Source organism: Streptomyces sp. NPDC050988 (assembly GCF_044456225.1).
GTDB lineage: Bacteria > Actinomycetota > Actinomycetes > Streptomycetales > Streptomycetaceae > Streptomyces.
Genome location: NZ_JBITFQ010000016.1, coordinates 58650 through 79158, shown reverse-complemented (window position 1 = coordinate 79158; position 20509 = coordinate 58650). Strand labels below are relative to the sequence as shown.

The window sequence follows — 20509 nt, the reverse complement described above, 5'->3', positions numbered from 1 at the left end:
GGTGTTTTCGCGACCGGGACCGTTCCTCTCCACTCCTCTCCCACGAGACGCCGAGAAGGAACCCGGACCCATGAATCTGCTCGACCTGCCGGCCGATCCCCGCCCGTTCGCCCTGCTGCGCCGCCGCACGCCGGGCCATGATCACGACACCGTCGAGCTGCTGCTCGGCCCGGTCACCGCGTACGAGCGGCTGGCCGACATCCCCGAGGGCCTCGCCCTCATCCCGTACCGCCAGATCCGGGAGCGCGGCTTCGACGTCCGCGACGACGGCACCCCGCTCTCCGTACTCACTCCTGAGGAGTCGTACGAACTCTCCCTGGAGCAGGCCCTGTCGGAGCTGCCCGCGCACGACGTGCGGGTCGAGGGCGGTGGCTTCGACGTCGCGGACGAGGCGTACGCGGAGATCGTCGGGCGGGTACTGCACGAGGAGATCGGGCGGGGCGAGGGCGCGAACTTCGTCATCCGGCGGACGTACGAGGGCGAGATCCCGGGGTTCGGACGGGCCGACGCGCTGGCGCTCTTCCGGCGGCTGCTGGTGGGTGAGCGGGGCGCGTACTGGACGTTCGTCGTGCACACCGGAGAGCGGACGCTGGTCGGGGCGAGCCCGGAGGTGCATGTCCGGATGTCCGGCGGGACGGTCGTGATGAACCCGATCAGCGGGACGTACCGCTATCCCGCCGAGGGGCCGACGCCCGAGGACCTGCTGGAGTTCCTGGCCGACGGCAAGGAGATCGAGGAGCTCTCGATGGTCGTCGACGAGGAGCTCAAGATGATGTGCACGGTCGGCGACATGGGCGGTGTTGTGATCGGGCCGCGGCTGAAGGAGATGGCCCATCTCGCGCACACCGAGTACGAGTTGCGGGGCAAGTCGTCGCTGGATGTGCGGGAGGTGCTGAAGGAGACCATGTTCGCGGCGACGGTCACCGGGTCGCCGGTGCAGAACGCCTGCCGGGTCATCGAGCGGTATGAGCCCCTCGGGCGGGACGGTGTCGGGCGCGGGTACTACGCGGGGGCGCTGGCGCTGATCGGGCGCGACTCCGGCGGGGCCCAGACCCTCGACTCCCCCATCCTCATCCGGACCGCCGACATCGACGGGGCCGGCCGGCTGCGGGTCCCGGTCGGTGCGACGCTCGTACGGGGGTCGGACCCGGCGAGCGAGGTCGCCGAGACACACGCGAAGGCGGCCGGGGTGCTGGCGGCGCTGGGGGTACGCCCCGGACGGCCCGGCGTGGAGAAGGTACGGGCGAGTCTCGCGGACGATCCTCGGGTGCGGGCGGCGCTGGACGGACGGCGGGCGGCGCTTGCGCCGTTCTGGCTGCGGATGCAGGAGCGGTCGGCCGAGCTTGAGGGCCATGGCCATGCGCTGGTCGTGGACGGGGAGGACACCTTCACGGCGATGCTCGCGCATCTGCTGCGCTCGTCGGGTCTTGAGGTGACCGTCCGGCGGTACGACGAGCCGGGGCTGCGGGAGGCGGTGCTCGCGCACGAGGGTCCGCTGGTGCTGGGTCCGGGGCCGGGGGACCCCTCGGACATGACGGACCCGAAGATGGCCTTCCTGCGCGGCCTCACCGCGGAGGTGATCCGGAGCCACCGGCACGGCGTGCTGGGGGTCTGCCTCGGGCATGAGCTGATCGCGGCGGAGCTGGGCCTGGAGACCGTCCGCAAGGAGGTCCCCTACCAGGGTGCCCAGACGGACATCGACCTCTTCGGGCGGGCCGAGACCGTCGGTTTCTACAACAGCTTCGTGGCGCGGTGCGACGACGAGGCGGCGGCGGAGCTGGCGGCCCATGGGGTCGAGGTCAGCCGCAGCCGGTCGGGCGAGGTGCATGCGCTGCGCGGGCCCGGTTTCGCCGGGGTCCAGTTCCACCCGGAGTCGGTGCTGACGCTGCGCGGCACGGACGTCGTACGGGAGCTGGTGGCTCAGGTGGGTGCGGGGGCGGGCGCCAGCGCGTTCTCGGAGCGGCGGCCCGCGGTGTAGTCCGCGTGGCAGTGCTCTTTCGCCCCCGCCGCCCCTACCCATTCCCGTCCCTTACTCAGGGGCTCCGCCCCCGAACCCCCGCTCCTCAAACGCCGGAGGGGCTAGATAATTCGCGGCCCGGGCCGAACCTCTATAGCCCAGTCCAGGCACATCTCAGCCCGTCCGGCGTTTGAGGACGAGGCCGTTCAGGCCGATAGCGGGGGTCTGGGGGCGGCAGCCCCCAGAAGGGACGGGAACGGGTAGGGGCGGCGGGGGCGAGGAACCTCCGGGTCAGCCGAAGAAGACTCCTACCTCCTCGTAGAGGCGGGGGTCCACCGTCTTCAGGCGGGCCGTGGCCTCGGCGATGGGGACTCGGACGATGTCGGTGCCCTGGAGGGCGACCATCTTGCCGAAGTCGCCGTCGCGGACGGCCTCGATGGCGTGGAGGCCGAAGCGCGTGGCCAGCCAGCGGTCGAAGGCGCTGGGAGTGCCCCCACGCTGGACATGGCCGAGGACCGTCGTGCGGGCCTCCTTCCCCGTGCGGCGCTCGATCTCCTTGGACAGCCACTCCCCCACCCCGGAGAGGCGGACGTGACCGAAGGAGTCCAGCGAGCCGTCCTTGAGGACCATGTCGCCGTCCTTCGGCATCGCCCCCTCCGCGACGACCACGATCGGCGCGTACGAGGCCTTGAAGCGCGAGGTCACCCACGCACAGACCTGGTCGACGTCGAACCGCTGCTCGGGGATGAGGATGACGTTCGCGCCGCCCGCGAGCCCCGAGTGGAGCGCGATCCAGCCCGCGTGCCGCCCCATCACCTCGCAGACGAGCACCCGCATGTGCGATTCCGCGGTGGTGTGCAGCCGGTCGATCGCCTCGGTCGCGATACCCACGGCGGTGTCGAAGCCGAAGGTGTAGTCCGTGGCGGAGAGGTCGTTGTCGATGGTCTTCGGGACGCCGACCACCGGGACGCCGTACTCGTCCGTCAGACGGGCGGCGACGCCCAGCGTGTCCTCGCCGCCGATCGCGATCAGCGCGTCGACCTCCAGCTTGGCGAGGTTCTCCTTGATCCGGCGGATGCCGTTCTCGACCTTGAGGGGGTTGGTGCGCGAGGAGCCGATGATGGTGCCGCCGCGGGGCAGGATGCCGCGCACGGCGGGGATGTCGAGCCGGACGGCGTCGCCCTCCAGGGGCCCCCGCCAGCCGTCCCGGAAGCCGGTGAAGTCGTAGCCGTACTCCTGAACGCCCTTGCGGACGATGCCCCGGATGACGGCGTTGAGCCCGGGGCAGTCGCCGCCTCCGGTCAGTACTCCGACCCGCATGGAAAAGTCCCTTCGCCGCGGTTGGCTGATGGGACTCACGCTAATAGTGATCCAGGTCACTTCAGCAGAGGGCGGAAGGTCAATTCCGGTGAATTGTGCGGGGGTTGATCTTGCGTCTTCACTCTTTGGTGGGACGCGGACGGTTTACACGTCGTCGAGGCCCCGCTCTATGGCATAGCGCACCAGTTCCACGCGGTTGTGGAGCTGGAGCTTGCCGAGGGTGTTCTGTACGTGGTTCTGGACCGTGCGGTGGGAGATCACGAGGCGCTCGGCGATCTGCTTGTAGCTCAGGCCCTTGGCGACCAGCCGGAGCACCTCGGTCTCCCGGTCGGTGAGCTGCGGAGCCTTGGGCTCGTCACCGCCCGTGGCGGGCCCGGGGTCGGAGGCGAGCCTGCGGTACTCGCCGAGGACCAGGCCCGCGAGCCCGGGCGTGAAGACGGGGTCGCCGACGGCCGTGCGGCGCACCGCGTCGATCAGCTCGTCCGTGGACGCCGACTTGAGCAGATAGCCGGTGGCCCCCGACTTGACCGCCTCCAGGACGTCCGCGTGCTCGCCGCTCGCGGAGAGGACCAGGACGCGCAGGGCGGGATTGGCCCCGACCAGCTCCTTGCAGACCTGCACACCGGGCTTGGCCGGCAGGTTCAGGTCGAGGACGAGGACGTCGGGAGCGGCAGCCTGCGCGCGGCGTACCGCCTGCTCGCCGTCGCCCGCCGTGGCGACCACGTCGAACCCGGACGCGGCCAGGTCGCGCGCGACCGCGTCGCGCCACATGGGGTGGTCGTCCACCACCATGACCCTGATCGGGCCCTGTCCGTCACTCATCGCCGCCCTGCCTTCGCCATCGCCATCGCCACGGCCTCCGTCGGCCTCCCCGCCGTCTTCCCTGTCGCCGTCCTCGTCATCGCTGTTCCGCCTTCCCCCGTGGACCCTTCGGGTCCTTCACGTTCGTCACGTCCGACTTCGGGACCTTCAGTTCGACCTCCGTGCCCTGGCCCGGCACCGAGATCAGCTCGGCCGTGCCGCCGATCTCGCGCAGCCGTCCGCGGATCGACAGGGCCACGCCGAGGCGGCCCTCCCCCTCGGCCTGGGCGAGCCGGCCCTCGGGGATGCCGGGACCGTCGTCCCGTACGGTCACGATCACCTCGTCCGGCTCGTCCTCGACCAGGATCCACGCGCGGGCGTCCGCGCCCACGTGCCGGTGGACGTTGTCCAGGGCGGCCCCGACGGCGGCGGCCAGCTCCTTCGCGGCGGCCGGGGCGAGCGGCACCGGGGTGCCCGGCGCGGAGAAGGTCACCTTCGCCGTGGCGTACGGGGCGAGCAGCGAGCGCAGGTCGCAGGGGCCGCCCTCGTCCGCGTCCGGCTCGTCCACCGCGCGCACCAGGGCGCCCTCGGCCTCGTCCTCCGACACGCGTGAGACCGGTACGAGCCCGCCCGAGACCAGTGTGCGCAGCGCGACCTCCTGCTCGCCCGCGAGGCGGCCCAGTTCCGCGGCGTCGCCGCCGAGTGCGGAACCGCGCCGCTGCACCATGGCCAGCACCTGGAGGACACCGTCGTGGATGTCCCGGGCGAGCCGCTCCCGCTCTCGGGTCGCGGCCTCGATCTCCAGGGCGCGGGCGAGGGTGCGCTCGGAGGCGCGGGCCACCTCGACGACGTATCCGATGGCGATGGAGGCGACCCAGACGAGCAGCACGTTGTGGAGGGTGTCCTGGCTGAGCGCACCGCGCTGGACGACGTTGGCGACGCCGACGAGCGCCGAGGCGAAGGCCGCCCAGCGCCAGCCGCCCTTGATCGCGAACGCCAGCACGGAACCCGCGGTCCATATCGACGGGAGGGTCGGGCCGCCGTCCACGATCCGGTCGTGGGCGTCCGCGACGGGCGTGAGGAGGATGCCGGTGAGCGCGATGGTCAGGTCGGCGGCGAGGAAGCGCTTGGTGCAGCTGGCCGCGTTGGCCACCCTGGGCAGGGTCGCGAAGGTCCACGCGATGAGCACCAGGTAGTAGCCGATGGCCACTTCGGGACGGATGAAGCTGCTGTAGTGGGTGGCGAAGAGGCCGATCGCGTAGAACATCGTCAGGACGCGGTACGCGGTCAGCGCACGCCACAGCGGCTGCTCGACCGACATTCTCATGACTCTCTCGCGCTTGGCCATGTCCCCCACTACCCCATCCCCCGACGGCCGCGTCTAGGAGTCGGACCGTTCCTTCTCGTCCTTCTCGGTCTGCTTCTCCGCCTGTGCGGCTTCCTTCTGGGCTTGCTCGGCTTCCTTCTGGGCTTCCTTGAGCGCCTGCTTCTGCGCCTTCGCCTCGTCCGCGATCTGCCGTTTGGCGGCCGTCGCGTAGATGTCGACGTACTCCTGACCGGAGAGCTTCATGATCTCGTACATGACCTCGTCGGTCACGGCCCGCAGGACGAACCGGTCGTGCTCCATGCCGTTGTACCGGCTGAAGTCCAGTGGCCTGCCGATGCGGATGCCCGGGCGCATCAGCTTGGGCATCACCTTGCCGGGCGGCTGGATCTTCTCGGTGTCGATCATGGCGACCGGGATGACGGGAGCGCCGGTGGCGAGCGCCACGCGCGCGAGGCCGCCGGGCTTGCCCCGGTACAGGCGGCCGTCGGGCGACCGCGTGCCCTCGGGGTAGATGCCGAACAGCTCGCCGCGCTCGATGACGTCCACGCCGCTCTTGATGGCCGCCTCGCCCGCGCCGCGCCCTCCGGAGCGGTCCACCGGCAGCTGGCCGACGCCCTTGAAGAAGGCGGCCGTCATCCGGCCCTTGACGCCGGGCGTCGTGAAGTACTCGGCCTTCGCGATGAACGTCACCTTGCGGTCCAGGACCGCGGGCAGGAAGAACGAGTCCGAGAACGACAGGTGATTGCTCGCCAGGATGGCCGGGCCCTCGGCGGGAATGTTCTCGAGGCCTTCCACCCAGGGTCTGAAAGCGAGCTTCAGGGGCCCTCCGATGGAAAACTTCATTGCGCCGTAGATCAACCGAGTGCCTCCTGTGTCTGTCGGTCAGACCTTAACCCGGAGCACTGTCAAAGGACCCGACGGCCCTGGTCGGTGTCAGTGCGGTCGCGTACGGTGAAGTACGCCTCGAAGCTTCGGGGTGGTCGTCGCGTCGCCCCGGAATGAACAGGGAACCGTTCTCCCGAATGAACAGTTCTCGATGAACAGCCGTCCCTCTTCATGAGTCGTCCTTCTTCCAGAGCGTCCTTCCTCCATCGTCCAAGAGCGTCCTTCTTCCATGAGTCGTCCTTCCATGAGTCGTCCCTCTTCAATGAACAGGAGACCGAAGGTGCCGGTCCTTCCTGGAGCCGAGCCGTTCCGCCACGAGGGCGGAGAGGTCGGGGTCCTTCTCTGCCACGGGTTCACCGGTTCTCCGCAGTCGCTGCGCCCCTGGGCGGAGTATCTCGCCGAGCGCGGTCTGACCGTCGCCCTGCCGCTGCTGCCCGGGCACGGCACGCGCTGGGAGGACATGCAGCTCACGGGCTGGCAGGACTGGTACGCGGAGGTGGACCGCGAGCTGCGCGCCCTGCGCGAGCGCTGCTCCCGGGTCTTCGTCTTCGGCCTCTCCATGGGCGGCGCCCTCACCCTGCGGCTCGCCGCCAAGCACGGCGACGAGATCAGCGGCATCGTGGTCGTCAACCCGGCGAACAAGGTGCACGGTCTTTCGGCGTACGCCCTTCCGGTACTCCGTCATCTCGTCCGTACGACGGAGGGGCTGACCAGCGACATCGCGAAGGAGGGCAGCTTCGAGGTGGGCTACGACAGGGTGCCCCTGCACGCGGCGCACTCGTTGCGGAACTTCTTCCGGCTGGTCGACGGCGAGCTGCCGCAGGTGACGCAGCCGATGCTGCTCCTGCACAGCCCGCAGGACCATGTCGTGCCGCCCGCCGACTCGGCCCGCATCCTCAGCCGGGTGTCGTCCGTGGATGTCACGGAGATACTCCTGGAACAGAGCTACCACGTCGCGACGTTGGACCACGACGCGGACCGGATCTTCGAGGAGAGCTTCGCCTTCGTCTCCCGGCTCGCACCCGGCGCCGGCAAGGAGACCGGCGCGGGCCAGGCGGGTCAGCAGGAAGGGACGGCCACTGGTGGCTGAGCACGACGCGGACCGCGAACCCGAGGAGAAGGACGCGCCGTCCGGCGAGGAACAGGGCCCGTCGTTCGACGAGGCCGCCGCGTGGGAGGCGATCGTCGCGGGGTACGGCGACGAGCCGCCGGACCCGCCCGGCGCCAAGCCCTTCAAGTCGATCGAGGACCTGGCGCTCCTTGAGCCCGAGACGAACGACTCGGGCGACGCCGACACGAAGAGCGCCAAGAGCTCGAAGGGTCCCAAGGAAACGAAGGGCTCCACGGACACCACCGAGGCCACGGAGCCGACGGCGCAGGACGAGCCCTCCGCCGAGACCGAGAAGCCGCTCGGCAGCTCCGTCGCGTTCGCGCCCGGTGTCTCCGGCCCGCGCGACTACTCGATGCCCGAACCGGTCGAGGAGGACTTCGACGAGGACGACGAGGGCCACTTCGTGCCGCCCGAGCCGCCCCCGCTGCCCGCCGCGGACGCGACGGCCAAGTTCGCCTGGCTGGCCGTGATCGGCGGCCCGCTCCTGCTCCTCCTCGCCGTCCTGCTCGGCTGGACCATGACCTGGTGGCTCGCCACCATCGGCATCGGCGGCTTCCTCGGCGGCTTCGCCACGCTGGTGGGCCGCATGCGCGGCGACGACGAGGACGAGGACGACCCGGGGCGCGGCGCGGTGGTCTGACGCCGCGCACAGGTACGTACGGAAGCCCGCCCGGAGAAGCTCCCGGGCGGGCTTTCGCGTGCGTGCGGCCCCGCCGCGGAACCCTCGATGGAACCCGATCCCGTCGATCGGCGAAGTAGGGGTGGACAACCCGAGCAAGCCCAAGCCTTCGAGGCGTTCAGACGAACGAAAGGAGCCCCGATGACCGTCGGACCGGGCGTCCTCACGCGCGAGGAGAGGCGCGAGGAAAGCGACGCCCGTGTGATCGAACGGTCCCGGGACGAGCCCGAGCTGTTCGCCGTGCTCTTCGACCGTCACGCCGACACCGTGCACCGTTACGCGGCCCGGCGGCTCGGTCCCGAGGCGGCGGAGGACCTGATGGCGGAGACGTTCACGACGGCCTTCCAGCGGCGCCACACGTACGACCTGGAGCGGGCCGACGCCCGCCCGTGGCTGTTCGGCATCGCGACGAACCTCGCGAGCCGGCATCGAAGAGCCGAGGCGCGCCGTTTCAAGGCGCTCTCGCGGCTTCCGCTTCCCGTCGAGCACGAGGAGGCGGTGGCGGATCGCGCGGTCGCCAGGGCCGGCGCCACAGGGGTGCGCCGGGAACTGGCGGCCGCGCTGTCCGGGCTCTCCGCCCGGCATCGTGACGTGGTGCTGCTGGTGGCCTGGGCCGGCCTCGACTACGAGGAAGTGGCCCAGGCCCTCGGTGTGCCCGTCGGCACCGTCAGATCCCGGCTGCACCGGGCGCGCGGCAGGCTGCGCGAAGCACTGGGCGGATCCGATCCGACAGCTTTCCGGGAGGCAGACGCCCATGCGTGAACTCGACGAACTGAGCCAGTGGGACGCGGGGGCGCCCCCGCTCGACGACACGACCCGGGAGCGGGCGCGCACACGCCTGCTCACCGCGATGCGCGACCCTGCTCCCGCCGTGCGCCGTCGGCGTCCTACCCTGCGCATCGCCCTGACGGGCGCGGTCACGGCGGCGGTCGCCGCCACGGTCCTCGTCGCGGTCCGCGACGACGGCGGTACGGGGCACACGGCGACACCGCCGAGCGGGAGCTCCCCCGCCCTGCGGAACGTGAGCGCGCGGACGGTGCTGTACGGCGCCGCCGCATACCAGCGGAAGCACGAGGAGCCGGTCGCGCCCCGGGACGACCAGTTCATCTACACGAAGGAGATCGTCAAGGAGAGGAACCTGAAGACGGGCACCACCAAGACGTACGTCGACGAGAACTGGCGGTCGGTGGACGACTCCCGGCGGTCCTGGGTCATGGAGGTCGGCAAGGGCTGGTGGGCCGATCCTCCGAAGGCGAACGAGTCCATCTGGCCGACGCAGGACTGGACCCGGCTCGAGAAGCTGCCGACCGAGCCGGACAAGCTGCTCAAGGCGATGCGCGACCCGTTCGACAAGACGCCGGACTACTCGAAGCCCGTCACGGAGGACGAGTGGCAGATGGTGGGGTTCAGCCTCGCCGGACTTCTCTACCGCGTCCCCGTGATGCCCGAGGGTCTCAGGGCTGCCGCCTACGAAGCACTCAGCAGGGTGCCCGACGTGAAGGTGACCCCGGGGCTCACCGACGCCAAGGGCCGGGCGGGCATCGGGATCTCGCTCTCCGGGCCGGGCACCATCGGCAGCACGTTCATCTTCGACCCGGAGTCGTACGAGTTCCTCGGCTTCCGCGACAGTCGTACCTCGGGTGACGGCGCGGACATGAAGTCCTACACCCAGCTGACGTACCTCGACGGCTGGGCGGTCACCGACCGGGCCAGGCAGCGGCCCTAGGCGACCGGCTGGGAGGCGGGCACCCGGAGGGCCGCCAGGACCGGCAGGTGGTCCGTGGCGGCCCGCAGATCGGCCTCCGTCACTCCGGGGTGGCCGAGCGGTACCCCGCAGCCCAGGACCTCCACGCCCTCCGTGGCGAAGAGCGCGTCGATGCGCTGGTGGGGGTCGGCGGGTGTCGAGGTGTACTCCGCGCCCCAGGGGGCCACCGCCCAGCCGTCCTGGAGCTCGGTGGCGAGGCGCTTGAAGGTGCGGCCGTTCGGTCGTTCGTTGAGGTCGCCGCCCGCGACGGCGTGCGGGGTGCCCAGGGCGGCGAGGCGGTCGAGGAGCATGCCGCCCTGCTCGTGGCGCTCGTCCTTCTGCAGGGAGAGGTGGCAGCTCAGTACGCCGAGACGGGCGGCGCCGCCGAAGCGGACCACCGCGGTGGCGAAGCCGCGTCTGTGCAGTCCCGGGGTGAGCGGGAGCAGTACGTCCTCGGTGCGCTCGACCGTCGCCCGAAGGGAGCAGAGAAGGGCGGGGCCCGACGCCGTGCCCCCGCCGGAGAGGATCACCTGGCCGGACGCGGCCGCCAGGCGGGCCAGTTTCTTGCGCCACCGGAAGAAGCGGGGGGCTTCCTGGACCAGGACGAGGTCCGGTTCGCAGGCGCTGATCACTCGGGCGAGTGCGGCGGTGTCGTCTCGCATGGAGCGGATGTTGTAGCTGAGGACCCGGATGACGGCCGAGCCGTCGGATTCCGTACGGGACGCTGGTAGCGGACTGGCGGAAGGGCTGGTCGGCATGTCGATCAAGATATATGCCCCGCCGGTTCTGGGTCGTCAGATTCACCGCGGGTGGGTGGGGGCTGGTCGCGCAGTTCCCCGCGCCCCTGGGTGGGTGGGGGTTGGCGTGGTGTGTCGGGTGCGGGTTCGTTCTGGCTGAGCGCGCAGTTCCTCGCGCCCCTAAAAGATTGCGCAGTTCCCCGCGCCCCTGAAAACGGGCGGTAGCCCCTGCTTTTAAGGGGCGCGGGGAACTGCGCGACAAGCCCCCACCGGCCCGCAGATCCCTACGACCCTCAACACATCAACCCCTCAAACAGAACCGCCCGCCGCCCCCGGAGGGAAACGGCGGGCGGTCGAAGCGCGACTACATGATCGGATCGGGCTCCCGAGCCAGGTCCGCCGCACCCACCAGCCCCGCCTCGTTGCCCAGTCGGGCGGCGATGACGTCGGCGACGGGACGCCAGTTGCCGCCCACGAGCCAGCGCTTGTAGGACTTGCGGATGGGGTCGAGTACCAGCTCGCCCTCGTCCGAGAGACCGCCGCCGACGATGAACGCGGAGGGGTCGAAGAGCGAGGCCAGATCGGCCAGACCGGCGCCGGCCCAGCGGGCCAGCTCGCGGTACGAGTCGACGGCCACCGCGTCACCCTGGCGGGCGGCCATCGAGATGTGCTTGCCCTCGATGCCGTCGGGGGAGCCGTCGCCGAGCGACAGCAGGATCTCCGCGTTCTCGGGGGTCGCGTTGGCGCGCTGCTTCGCGTATCTGACGAGGGCGCGCCCGGACGCGTACTGCTCCCAGCAGCCCTGGGAGCCGCAGCCGCACAGCAGGCCGTCGGGGACCATCCGGATGTGGCCGAACTCGGCGGCCACACCGAAGTGCCCGCGGCGCAGCTTGTTGCCGATGATGATGCCGCCGCCGAGGCCGGTGCCGAGCGTGATGCAGATGACGTTGCGGTGGCCTTTGCCCGCGCCGAACTTGTACTCGCCCCACGCCGCCGCGTTCGCGTCGTTCTCGACGACGACCGGCAGGCCCACGCGGGCCTCCACCTCGTCCTTCAGGGGCTCCTGCCGCCAGTCGATGTTCGGCGCGAAGTAGACCGTCGAGCGCTGGCGGTTGACGTACCCTGCGGCACCGATGCCCACGCCGACGATCTCGTGCCCCGCCCGGGCGCCCTCTACGGCCGCGGCGATCGCGTCCACGATGGCCTGCGGCGTCGTCGGAGTCGGCACCTTGAAGGTCGAGAGGATGTTGCCTTCCTCATCGACCACGCCGGCCGCGATCTTCGTGCCGCCGATATCGACGCCGATGGTGAGTCCCATGAATCCCTCAGTTTCGGTCGAGCCCCGCTACGGCCAACCGTACCCGAGGGGCTTCAGTCGAGGTCGATGTGTTCACCGGGACCGGTGCCCTCGTCACGGGGGCCCTGGGCGGTGTCACGGGTGGTCCAGCGCCGCTCCTGAGCCTCGACCGCGGAGCGGTAGGCGGCGAGCAGTTCGGAGCCGGCGGTGGCCAGGTGGTCGAAGACGTCGGGGTTGCGCTCGATGACGGGCTCGACGGCGGCCTTGGCCTGCTGCACGACCTGGTTGACCATCTGCTGGGCGGCGCCGCCCGCGACCGCGCCGAGCAGCGGCGACTGGAGTCCGGAGAGCTTGTCGGCGACGGCGTCGACGAGTTTGCGCAGTTCCTCGGCGGCCGAGCCGGGCGGCTGGCCGTACTGGGTGCGGCGGCGGGCCTTCTCCGCGGCGAGGTCCTCGGCGCACGCCTTCGCCCAGGCATCGGCGTCGGTCGCGCGCACCTCGTCGAGCGCGTCCTCGGCGGCGTCGGCGTCGGACGTGGGGCGCTCATCGCTCATGGCGGACTCCAAGCGTGGGATCTGTATCTCTCGACGTTACCCGAACGGGGGTACGCCGTTCATCGTGCGCGCGGCCACAGAAACGGGACTCGGTCACCTTCCGCGGGGCCACAGGTCCGGGTCCGGCGCGAAGCGGACGGCCAGTTCGCCGTCGCGCAGGGAGGCACCGTCCACCGTGCAGCGGCGCAGGGCGGACGGGAGCGGGACGATCCGGCGGAACTGCCCTGCCGTGACTACGAGTTCGTCGCCACGGCGTACGAGGTCGAGCTCCTCCCGTATCGCACCGGGGAGCGGGATGTGCCAGACGAGCACGCCGTCGTCGGCGAGCCGGTCGGCGACCGGCCACTCGACCGGTCCCGGGGCGTCGCCGGGCGCGGGCACGGGCAGCGCGGCGAGGTCCTCGGCGCCGCGCGGGTCCCGGCCGAGGTGGGGCAGCTCGCACACGTCGAACGTCCGCCCCCACTCGTCACGCCACTCGTCGAGTGCCTTGCGCTGCTGTACGGCGAGAGCGGCGAGCCAGGTGTCGGGGGACGCGTCGGGCAGGACGCGGTTCGCGACCAGGGCGTCGGTGCGCAGGCCGCGCAGGGCGAGTCCGGTGGCGGCGGTGCGTACGGCGTCGGTGCCGGCCGGGCCCGGCTCCGCGACCAGCCGTACGGTCGTGGCCGCGTCCTCGACGGCCAGCTGGACGGCGGCCAGCTCGACGTCCCAGCGGGCCGCCGTCTCGTACAGCCACTCCGAGGGCATCGGGACGCCGGCGAGACGGCCGAGTACGGGGCGCAGCGCGCGGGCCGCCTGGCGCTCCGCGGGGAGCAGGCGGCGGAGGTAGCGGCGCAGCTGTTCGGGCAGGGCGAGGAGGGCGAGCGCCTGGGGGGTGGGCGGCAGGTCGACGACCAGGAGGTCGTACGTGTCCGCCGTGGCCGCGTCGCGCAGGGCGCGGAGCAGGGCGAGTTCCTCGGCGCCGGGGAGGGGGGTGAGTTCCTCGCCGTCCAGACGGGCTGCGCCCAGGAGGTCGAGGGCGGTGGTGGCGCGGTCCTGGAACGCGAGGAGGTCCGTGCGGAAGGCGTCGGTGGCGTCCGGCCGCCAGGTGGTGAGGCCGGGTGCGGCCTCGGTGGGGGTGGCGCCGGTGGGGGTGCCGAGGATGGTGCCGAGGGTGTCGGTGCGGTCGGCGGTGAGCACCAGGGTGCGGGTTCCCTGGCGGGAGGCCGCCAGTGCCGTGGCCGCGGCGACGGTGGTGCGGCCGGAGCCGCCGGGGCCGGTGATCAGGATGGTGCGCATGTCTGTCAACGGTACCTGTGCCTGGCCGGTGGGCTGAGCAGAGAGGGTTTCGCCCCCGCCGCCCCTACCCGTTCCCGTCCTCTGGGGGCTGCGCCCCCAGACCCCCGCATCGCGCTGACGCGCTCGTCCTCAAACGCCGGACGGGCTGAGGGGGTGGGGGCTGGCGCGGGTGGGTGGGTTGAACGGGGGTGGGTGGGAGATCAGCCTGAACGCGCTCGTCCTCAAACGCCGGACGGGCTGAGGGGTGGGCGGGGCTGGCGAGGGTGGGTGGGTTGACCGGGGTGGGTGGGAGATCGGCCTGAACGGCCTCGGGGGGGGGGGGCGGGGCGGCGGGGGGGGCGGGGGGGGGCCCCCCCGCCGGGGGGGGGGGGGGCGCGGCGGCCCCCCCCCCCCCCCCCCCCCCCCCCCCCCCCCGGCCCCCGACGAGATGTCACCGAGCGTGCTCCGTACGGCCCCCCAGCGGTGGCCACATGATCGAACCCCCACCAGATTGGGCTGAGTGTTCGTCAGTGTCCGCCCAGGAGAGGGTCTCTTATCGTGCGTGCCCAGTCGCTGACGCTGGCCGCGGCCGGCGCGGCCCTGCTCGCCCCCACCACGATCTCCGACGTCGCACCCTTGCCCGATGCCGTGCACGAGCGCGCGGGCAACGCGGGGCCCCCGGGAAACGCCGGGTCCGCGGGGGATGTCCGGGCCGCGGACCTGCTGGCCGCGGTGCGCGACTGCGTGCCCGTCTCCCGCGGCCTCTACCGCACCGACGACGGGGCGCCCGCGGACATCCCCGTCTGCGGAAAGCGCGGCGCGGTCTTCTGGAAGGCCGACCTGGACATCGACTGCGACGGCCGCCCCGGCCCGTACTGCAACGAGACCACCGACCCGCTCTTCGCCGACACCACCGCCTTCCAGCAGTCCGACGGCAAACACCTCAGCGCCGAGACCCTTCCGTACGTCGTCGTGCCCGCCGCGAGTCACATCTGGAACCACTACGAGCACGGCGTCCGCAGCGGCACGGTCGCCGCCGTGATCCACGGCGACCGAGTGCAGTACGCGGTCGTCGGCGACCTGGGCCCCGAGGACCTCGTCGGCGAGGCGTCGTACGCCACGGCCCGGGGCCTCGGCATCCGCCCCGACCCGCAGGGCGGCGGGGCCGCCTCCGGGGTCACGTACATCTTTTTCGAGGGCTCCGAAGCGTCTCCCATCGAGAACCCCCGGGCGGCCGTCGCCGAGGGCGAGCGACTGGCCCGGAAGTTCATCCGGCGGAACGAGGCCCGCTGAGGGCGCCCGCCTCACACCTTCCGATAGCTGTACGCGTCTGCCGCGGCCGCCTCCACCGCCGCCAGGTCGGCTCCCGTGGACGCCGTGACGACCGCCGCCACCGCGCCCTCGACGAAGGGGGCGTCCACCAGACGGGTACCCGCCGGGAGTTCGTCCCCCTCGGCCAACAGCGCCTTCACGGTGAGGACCGCGCTGCCGAGATCGGTGAGTACGGCGACACCGGCGCCCCGGTCCACGGCTGCGGCCGCCGCCGAGATCAGCTCGGAACTGGTGCCGAAACCGCCTCCCTCGATGCCGCCCGCGGGTGCCACCGGAGCGGTCGTACCGCCGCCGGCGAGCCCCGTCGCGAGTTCCGCGACCGAGGCGGCCACCGCCGCGCTGTGCGACACGAGCACGATGCCCACCAGCTTCTTGTCACCTCCCGACGCGCTCGGCATGTCACTCACCGGCCGTCTCCGCGAGCGCCGCGATCAGGAGGGCCGAGGAGGTGGCACCGGGGTCCTGATGCCCGATGCTGCGCTCGCCCAGGTAACTCGCCCGGCCCTTGCGGGCCTGCAACGGCGTGGTCGAGAGGGCGCCCTCCTCGGCGGCGGCCCGGGCCGCGGCGAAGGACTCACCGAGCGCGTCGACCGCGGGCACCAGCGCGTCGATCATGGTCTTGTCGCCGGGCGCGGCCCCGCCGAGCTGCATCACCGCGTCCACACCGGTACGCAGCGCATCGGCGAGCCCCTGCTCGTCGACCTCGGCCGCGTCACCGAGCGCCTTGCCCGTCCGGCGCAGCAGCGTCCCGTACAACGGCCCCGACGCGCCGCCCACCGTCGAGATCAGCTGCCGTCCGGCGAGCATCAGGACGGCGCCCGGCGTCTGAGGCGCCTCCTTCTCCAAGGTGGCCGCGACGGCCCTGAAGCCGCGCTGCAGGTTGCTGCCGTGGTCGGCGTCGCCGATCGGCGAGTCGAGGGCGGTCAGCCGTTCCGCCTCTCGGTCCACGGACGCGGCGGTCGCCGTCATCCAACGGCGGAAGAAGTCGGCGTCGAGCACTGGATCTCCTTGCTGAGTAAGGGAGTTGACCGGTCGCACCGGGCAGTGGGGCGGGGATCGTCACATACCCCGGCGTCACACGCCCCAGCGCAGGCCCGCCGTACGCACCGGCGCGTCCCACAGCCGCAGCAGCTCCTCGTCGACCTGACACAGGGTCACCGAGGCGCCGGCCATGTCGAGCGAGGTGACGTAGTTGCCGACGAGCGTGCGCGCCACGGGGACACCGCGCTCGGTCAGCACCCGCTGCACCACCGCGTTGAAGCCGTACAGCTCCAGGAGCGGTGTGGCGCCCATGCCGTTCACCAGGACCAGGACGGGGTTGCGGGGGCTCATGTCCTCCAGGATCGCGTTCACCGAGAAGTCGGCGATCTCCCGCGAGGTCATCATGGCCCGCCGCTCCCGGCCCGGCTCGCCGTGGATGCCGACGCCCAACTCCAGCTCCCCGGGCGGCAGATCGAAGGTGGGGCTGCCCTTGGCCGGAGTCGTACAGGCGCTGAGCGCGACGCCGAAGCTGCGCGAGTTTTCGTTGACCTGCCGGGCGAGCGCCTCCACCCGCTCCAGCGGCCGGCCTTCCTCGGCCGCCGCGCCCGCGATCTTCTCCAGGAAGAGTGTCGCGCCGGTGCCGCGGCGGCCGGCCGTGTAGAGGCTGTCCGTGACGGCCACATCGTCGTTGACGAGGACCTTGGCGATCTGGATGCCCTCGTCCTCGGCCAGCTCCGCCGCCATGTCGAAGTTGAGCACGTCACCGGTGTAGTTCTTCACGATGAACAGCACACCGGCGCCGCTGTCCACGGCGGCCGCCGCCCGCACCATCTGGTCCGGCACCGGGCTCGTGAACACCTCGCCGGGACAGGCCGCCGACAGCATCCCGGGGCCCACGAACCCGCCGTGCAGCGGCTCGTGCCCCGATCCGCCACCCGAAACGAGCCCCACCTTCCCGGGCACCGGAGCGTCCCGCCGTACGATCACCCGGTTCTCGACATCCACGATCAGCTCGGGATGGGCGGCCGCCATGCCCCGCAGCGCGTCCGCGACAACGGTTTCCGCGACGTTGATGAGCATCTTCATGGGTACCTCCTGGTGAGCCGAGCAGGCGGGGCTTCGTCCTGCGTTTTTGCTGGTCAGAGTAGATGAAACTAGTTGTCGATCTTGGCGGTCCGTGACGGCCTATGGCGGGTTGTGGCGGTACTGATGCTGACTCGATGCTGACTTTGGTGACGGGGTGTCAGGTCGCCATTGGGGATCGGGCGGGCGGCGGCTGGAGTACCGCTCTGGGCAGTATCAACCTTGCGGCAGTGAAGGTCACCTGTGCCTGCGCCGTGGCTTTTTCCCCTGCACTGCACCCCGCCGTCTGGGTGAGGCCGCGCCACCTGTTGAACTGTCGTCTCGTCGAATGGTGGCCAGGAGAGGAAGGTCAAGGCACCCCGTGTGCTCCGGCTTGGGGTGGTGCTGGCAGCAGGTTCTTCGTCTGCTGGTGGTACACGGCCACATGTCCTTCTGAACCGCGGAAATGAATGAAATCGCTTGGTGAGAAGCGGAGTTGGACCGCGCCTGGTCCGGATCTTGCGAGGCGGGATCCGGATGTCGGGCATTGATGCCGGGAGCGTCCCGGTGGTACGACGTAGCGCATGTCGTAGAAACCGTCCATGGGCGTCCAGCTGATCCAGGGCGAGCGCGTAAGTCCAGGTCAGGCTCTTGTGGCGTGAGTGAGTCCGCGGGGTTGGTGAACCGCTTGTGATCGCTCGTGACAGCTGAGGGCCCCGTCAGCTTGCTCCGAGGGGGGTCCTGCGTAGACGGGCACCTGATACGCCGACGCCCCGCCGGCTTGCTGCGGCGGGGCGTCGTAGTGCAGTTGGTCATGACGAGTTGGGGTTTGCGCTGGAGGCTCCGTTGTACTCCGGTTCGCCGCTCTCGAGTACGCGGAGGAGCGAGGCGGTGACGACGCGGGCGGTGCGGCCTATCGGTAGCACGCGGCATCCCCGACGCCCGCAGTCCCACTCCAAGTGGCGCGGACGTGCTCGGGGCTGAACTGGCCGTGAGGCGTTTCGCCCCTCTGACTGGGCACTCCTGTCAACAGTGCCTTTCGAGTCTAGTTACTTCCGGGGAAGCGGGAGACGCGGTGGACTGCTAATAGTCCGCGGAATCACCGGTTTCGGTAACCGGCCCGTGACGGATACCCTGCTCCGCTCAGCGGAGGTGAATTGCATAGGGCCCAATCGGCGCCAGCACGGCTGGTTGGGGCCTCGGCATTGTCTCCACGTGTTTCCGATGACCCATCATGTGGAGTGCGTTGCCATCCTTGAACCGGTAGCCAAGGACTCCTGACCTGCGCGGACACTGTGGGTGGGTATCGATGGCTGCCGGTTGCGCTGACCTCGCCCGGTGGGTAGTCGCTCGGTCAGGTCCCCGTTGCCTGAGGTGTGGCGCGGTTGCGTGATCGCGTCCTGGTCAGCCCGGTCTCCACGGCGGTGAGCAGGGTCAGAGCGGCGTCGAGGTGTTCGGTGTCGTGGTTGGCGGCGTCGGAGACGGCCGCGGCCCATTCCTGCCGGACGAGGGTGGTGTTGCTGCGTCCGCGTTCGGTGGAGTGGACCGTCACTCCGCGGCCGTCGGCGGAGTGGGCGCGCCGCTCGATGAAGCCCTTCTCTTCGAGCCCGCGCAGAACGGTGGAGAGATTGGTGCGCTGGAGCCCGGTCGCGGCGGCGATGCGGCTGGGTGCGGCGTCGGGGTCGCTCTTCAGATAGCGCATCACCATGCCCTCGGACTGCGACAGGTGGACAGCTCGCTCGTCCGTGTACCGGCGGAACTGGATCTCCCGGCTGATGATCAGTACGAGGTCGGCCAGTTCGGCCCACCGCTGTTCGTGGTCGGGCCCCGCTGTCGGGCCTGTCTGGTGCGCTTGGTCCTCCATCACGACTCCAGGGTACGGGGTTGTCCGTCAAGTAGTTATGTGGGCATACTCCTTATGGGCTCATAGTTATGAGTCCATAACATCTGCTCTTCTGGAGTCGTCGTGACGACAACCACCTCCTCCTCACAGGCCAGGGCAACGGCGCTCTCGCCCCATGCCACGGCCCGCGCGGGCGGGCTGCACCCGGCCGGAGTGTTCATCCTGCTGGCGGGCGCATTCCTGCCGATCATGGACTTCTTCATCACCAACGTGGCCCTGCCCAGCATCGACGCCTCCCTGCATGCCTCGGCGTCCTCGTTGGAGCTGGTGATTGCCGGGTACGGCGTCGCGTACGCGACCCTGCTCGTCCTCGGTGGACGGCTGGGGGACCGCTACGGCCGCCGCCGCGTCTTCCTCATCGCGCTCGTGGGCTTCGTGCTCGCGTCGCTGGCCTGCGGTGTCGCCCCGAGCTCCGGTGTGCTGATCGGAGCCCGCATCGTTCAGGGCGCCACTGCCGCCCTGCTCATTCCGCAGGTCCTGGCTACCTTCCACCAGGTCCTCGAAGGCGAACGCAAGTCCCGTGCCGTGGCCCTGTACGGGGCCACCTCCGGCATCGCCGCCGTCGTAGGGCAACTGGTCGGTGGCCTGCTGGTCGGCGCCGACATCGCCGGCACCTCCTGGCGCCCGATCTTCCTGGTCAACGTACCCATCGGCGTGATGGTGCTGATTGTCGCGGCCCGCATCGTGCCCGACACCCGCTCGCACCACCCCGTCGGCATCGACCTGCCCGGCACCGTGCTGTTCGCCGCCACCCTGACGGCCCTGCTCGTCCCGCTCACGGAGGGCCACGCCCTGGGCTGGCCGTGGTGGACCTGGCTGTTGCTCACCGTCGCGGTCGTGCTCGGTGCCGTCACCTACGTCGTGGAGAAGCGCGCCGAGCGGCGCGGCGAGGTGCCACTGCTGCCGCCGTCGCTGCTGCGCCTGCCGTCGATGTCCCGCGGCCTGGTCATGGTGTTCGCCTTCAGTATCGGCTTCGGCGCGTTCATGTTCGTCTTCGCCCTCACTGTGCAGAACGGTCTGCACGCCGACGCCCTGCACGGCGGCCTGGCGATCCTGCCGATGGCCCTGCTGTTCTTCGCCGGTTCACTGGTCGCGCCGCGGCTCATCGGCCGATTCGGCCGGACGGCGCTGTCCGCCGGCGCCGTCGTCCAACTCGCGGGACTGGTCTGGCTGGTGGCGGTCCTGCTCGTGAAGTGGCCGCACGTCAGTCTGTGGGCCATGGCCGTACCGCTTGCCCTGGCCGGGGCCGGGCAGTCGATGCTGTTCGCCGGCCTGTTCCGCAGCGTGCTCGCCGACGTCCCCGCCCACCTGGGCGGCATCGGCAGCGGCGCGCTGATCACTCTCCAGCAGAGCGGACTCGCCCTCGGGGTGGCCACGCTCGGCACCCTCTACATCAGCCTCGCACCGCACGGTGTCTCGCACGCCTTTGCCGGAGTCGAGTACGTGCACATGGGCATCGTCGCCCTCCTGGCGATCGGCGCCGCCGCCCTGCCGCGCTTCACCGCAGCCGCGTCGACGTCCACGCCGGCCGTCGACGCCTGAACCCGAACCTCTCGAACCTCTCG

19 protein-coding genes are annotated in these 20509 nt (G+C 71.0%); 7 read left to right on the top strand and 12 right to left on the bottom strand.

Features of this window, described 5'->3' with window-relative positions:
- Positions 1–70 precede the first annotated feature (70 nt).
- The gene (locus ACIBEI_RS29580) at positions 71–1978 is read left to right on the top strand and encodes an anthranilate synthase family protein (RefSeq protein ID WP_398893288.1); all 1908 of its coding nucleotides are present in this window, start codon (positions 71–73) and stop codon (positions 1976–1978) included.
- Between the two features lie 270 nt (positions 1979–2248).
- On the opposite strand, the gene ACIBEI_RS29575 is transcribed toward ACIBEI_RS29580, so the two are convergent.
- The 4 genes from ACIBEI_RS29575 to ACIBEI_RS29560 form a co-directional block, all read right to left on the bottom strand.
- Positions 2249–3277, bottom strand: a complete 1029-nt coding sequence (locus tag ACIBEI_RS29575) for a 6-phosphofructokinase (RefSeq protein ID WP_143637909.1) — start codon at positions 3275–3277, stop codon at positions 2249–2251.
- A gap of 144 nt (positions 3278–3421) precedes the next feature.
- Positions 3422–4099, bottom strand: coding sequence for a response regulator (locus ACIBEI_RS29570; RefSeq protein WP_398893287.1), 678 nt, complete (start codon positions 4097–4099; stop codon positions 3422–3424).
- Positions 4100–4175: 76 nt separating this feature from the next.
- On the bottom strand, positions 4176–5426 hold the full coding sequence (gene macS / locus ACIBEI_RS29565) for a MacS family sensor histidine kinase (RefSeq protein WP_398893286.1): 1251 nt from the start codon (positions 5424–5426) through the stop codon (positions 4176–4178).
- Positions 5427–5459: 33 nt separating this feature from the next.
- On the bottom strand, positions 5460–6248 hold the full coding sequence (locus ACIBEI_RS29560) for a 1-acyl-sn-glycerol-3-phosphate acyltransferase (RefSeq protein WP_398893285.1): 789 nt from the start codon (positions 6246–6248) through the stop codon (positions 5460–5462).
- A 322-nt stretch (positions 6249–6570) separates the two neighbouring features.
- On the opposite strand from ACIBEI_RS29560, the gene ACIBEI_RS29555 reads away from it, so the two are divergent.
- The 4 genes from ACIBEI_RS29555 (at position 6571) to ACIBEI_RS29540 (ending at position 9806) form a co-directional block, all read left to right on the top strand.
- On the top strand, positions 6571–7380 hold the full coding sequence (locus ACIBEI_RS29555; RefSeq protein WP_398893284.1) for an alpha/beta hydrolase: 810 nt from the start codon (positions 6571–6573) through the stop codon (positions 7378–7380).
- Positions 7373–8041 carry a hypothetical protein gene (locus ACIBEI_RS29550; protein ID WP_398893283.1) on the top strand — a complete coding sequence of 223 codons (669 nt, stop codon included), beginning with the start codon at positions 7373–7375 and terminating at the stop codon, positions 8039–8041. Before ACIBEI_RS29555 ends, ACIBEI_RS29550 begins: the two co-directional genes overlap by 8 nt.
- 180 nt (positions 8042–8221) lie before the next feature.
- A complete protein-coding gene (locus ACIBEI_RS29545) occupies positions 8222–8842 on the top strand; it encodes an RNA polymerase sigma factor (RefSeq protein WP_398893282.1) in 621 nt (206 codons plus the stop codon).
- Positions 8835–9806 carry a CU044_5270 family protein gene (locus ACIBEI_RS29540; RefSeq protein ID WP_398893281.1) on the top strand — a complete coding sequence of 324 codons (972 nt, stop codon included), beginning with the start codon at positions 8835–8837 and terminating at the stop codon, positions 9804–9806. The genes ACIBEI_RS29545 and ACIBEI_RS29540 overlap by 8 nt, the downstream gene beginning before the upstream one ends.
- Here ACIBEI_RS29540 and ACIBEI_RS29535 read toward each other — a convergent pair.
- The 4 genes from ACIBEI_RS29535 to ACIBEI_RS29520 form a co-directional block, all read right to left on the bottom strand.
- Entirely contained in the window at positions 9803–10582 is a 780-nt protein-coding gene (locus ACIBEI_RS29535) for an endonuclease/exonuclease/phosphatase family protein (protein WP_398893280.1), read from the bottom strand. The genes ACIBEI_RS29540 and ACIBEI_RS29535 overlap by 4 nt on opposite strands.
- A 343-nt stretch (positions 10583–10925) precedes the next feature.
- Entirely contained in the window at positions 10926–11879 is a 954-nt protein-coding gene (locus ACIBEI_RS29530; RefSeq protein ID WP_055612056.1) for an ROK family glucokinase, read from the bottom strand.
- Between the two features lie 53 nt (positions 11880–11932).
- Positions 11933–12412: a DUF5304 domain-containing protein gene (locus ACIBEI_RS29525; protein ID WP_398893279.1), complete on the bottom strand. Its 480-nt coding sequence runs from the start codon at positions 12410–12412 to the stop codon at positions 11933–11935.
- Positions 12413–12505: 93 nt separating this feature from the next.
- Positions 12506–13687, bottom strand: coding sequence for an ArsA family ATPase (locus tag ACIBEI_RS29520; protein ID WP_398893278.1), 1182 nt, complete (start codon positions 13685–13687; stop codon positions 12506–12508).
- 537 nt (positions 13688–14224) lie between these two features.
- On the opposite strand from ACIBEI_RS29520, the gene ACIBEI_RS29515 reads away from it, so the two are divergent.
- Positions 14225–14959 carry a glycoside hydrolase family 75 protein gene (locus ACIBEI_RS29515; RefSeq protein WP_398893277.1) on the top strand — a complete coding sequence of 245 codons (735 nt, stop codon included), beginning with the start codon at positions 14225–14227 and terminating at the stop codon, positions 14957–14959.
- Positions 14960–14970: 11 nt separating this feature from the next.
- On the opposite strand, the gene ACIBEI_RS29510 is transcribed toward ACIBEI_RS29515, so the two are convergent.
- From ACIBEI_RS29510 to ACIBEI_RS29495, 4 genes are all read right to left on the bottom strand, one after another.
- On the bottom strand, positions 14971–15396 hold the full coding sequence (locus tag ACIBEI_RS29510) for a PTS-dependent dihydroxyacetone kinase phosphotransferase subunit DhaM (RefSeq protein WP_398893366.1): 426 nt from the start codon (positions 15394–15396) through the stop codon (positions 14971–14973).
- Position 15397: 1 nt separating this feature from the next.
- Positions 15398–15997 (bottom strand): dihydroxyacetone kinase subunit DhaL, encoded by a 600-nt coding sequence (dhaL, locus tag ACIBEI_RS29505; RefSeq protein ID WP_398893276.1) that lies wholly within the window; start codon positions 15995–15997, stop codon positions 15398–15400.
- A 75-nt stretch (positions 15998–16072) separates the two neighbouring features.
- A complete protein-coding gene (gene dhaK, locus ACIBEI_RS29500; protein WP_398893275.1) occupies positions 16073–17065 on the bottom strand; it encodes a dihydroxyacetone kinase subunit DhaK in 993 nt (330 codons plus the stop codon).
- A gap of 1330 nt (positions 17066–18395) precedes the next feature.
- Positions 18396–18905 (bottom strand): MarR family winged helix-turn-helix transcriptional regulator, encoded by a 510-nt coding sequence (locus ACIBEI_RS29495; protein ID WP_398893365.1) that lies wholly within the window; start codon positions 18903–18905, stop codon positions 18396–18398.
- A 102-nt stretch (positions 18906–19007) separates the two neighbouring features.
- On the opposite strand from ACIBEI_RS29495, the gene ACIBEI_RS29490 reads away from it, so the two are divergent.
- The gene (locus ACIBEI_RS29490) at positions 19008–20486 is read left to right on the top strand and encodes an MFS transporter (protein WP_398893274.1); all 1479 of its coding nucleotides are present in this window, start codon (positions 19008–19010) and stop codon (positions 20484–20486) included.
- Positions 20487–20509 lie beyond the last annotated feature (23 nt).

Excerpts from the sequence above, each read along its gene's own strand:
- ACIBEI_RS29570 (WP_398893287.1), bottom strand. The coding sequence starts at position 4,099 with ATGAGTGACGGACAGGGCCCGATCAGGGTCATGGTGGTGGACGACCAC.
- ACIBEI_RS29560 (WP_398893285.1), bottom strand. The coding sequence starts at position 6,248 with ATGAAGTTTTCCATCGGAGGGCCCCTGAAGCTCGCTTTCAGACCCTGG.
- ACIBEI_RS29580 (WP_398893288.1), top strand. The coding sequence starts at position 71 with ATGAATCTGCTCGACCTGCCGGCCGATCCCCGCCCGTTCGCCCTGCTG.
- ACIBEI_RS29510 (WP_398893366.1), bottom strand. The coding sequence starts at position 15,396 with ATGCCGAGCGCGTCGGGAGGTGACAAGAAGCTGGTGGGCATCGTGCTC.
- ACIBEI_RS29495 (WP_398893365.1), bottom strand. The coding sequence starts at position 18,905 with ATGGAGGACCAAGCGCACCAGACAGGCCCGACAGCGGGGCCCGACCAC.
- ACIBEI_RS29535 (WP_398893280.1), bottom strand. The coding sequence starts at position 10,582 with ATGCCGACCAGCCCTTCCGCCAGTCCGCTACCAGCGTCCCGTACGGAA.
- ACIBEI_RS29520 (WP_398893278.1), bottom strand. The coding sequence starts at position 13,687 with ATGCGCACCATCCTGATCACCGGCCCCGGCGGCTCCGGCCGCACCACC.
- ACIBEI_RS29525 (WP_398893279.1), bottom strand. The coding sequence starts at position 12,412 with ATGAGCGATGAGCGCCCCACGTCCGACGCCGACGCCGCCGAGGACGCG.
- ACIBEI_RS29545 (WP_398893282.1), top strand. The coding sequence starts at position 8,222 with ATGACCGTCGGACCGGGCGTCCTCACGCGCGAGGAGAGGCGCGAGGAA.
- ACIBEI_RS29575 (WP_143637909.1), bottom strand. The coding sequence starts at position 3,277 with ATGCGGGTCGGAGTACTGACCGGAGGCGGCGACTGCCCCGGGCTCAAC.
- ACIBEI_RS29530 (WP_055612056.1), bottom strand. The coding sequence starts at position 11,879 with ATGGGACTCACCATCGGCGTCGATATCGGCGGCACGAAGATCGCGGCC.
- macS (WP_398893286.1), bottom strand. The coding sequence starts at position 5,426 with ATGGCCAAGCGCGAGAGAGTCATGAGAATGTCGGTCGAGCAGCCGCTG.
- dhaK (WP_398893275.1), bottom strand. The coding sequence starts at position 17,065 with ATGAAGATGCTCATCAACGTCGCGGAAACCGTTGTCGCGGACGCGCTG.
- ACIBEI_RS29540 (WP_398893281.1), top strand. The coding sequence starts at position 8,835 with ATGCGTGAACTCGACGAACTGAGCCAGTGGGACGCGGGGGCGCCCCCG.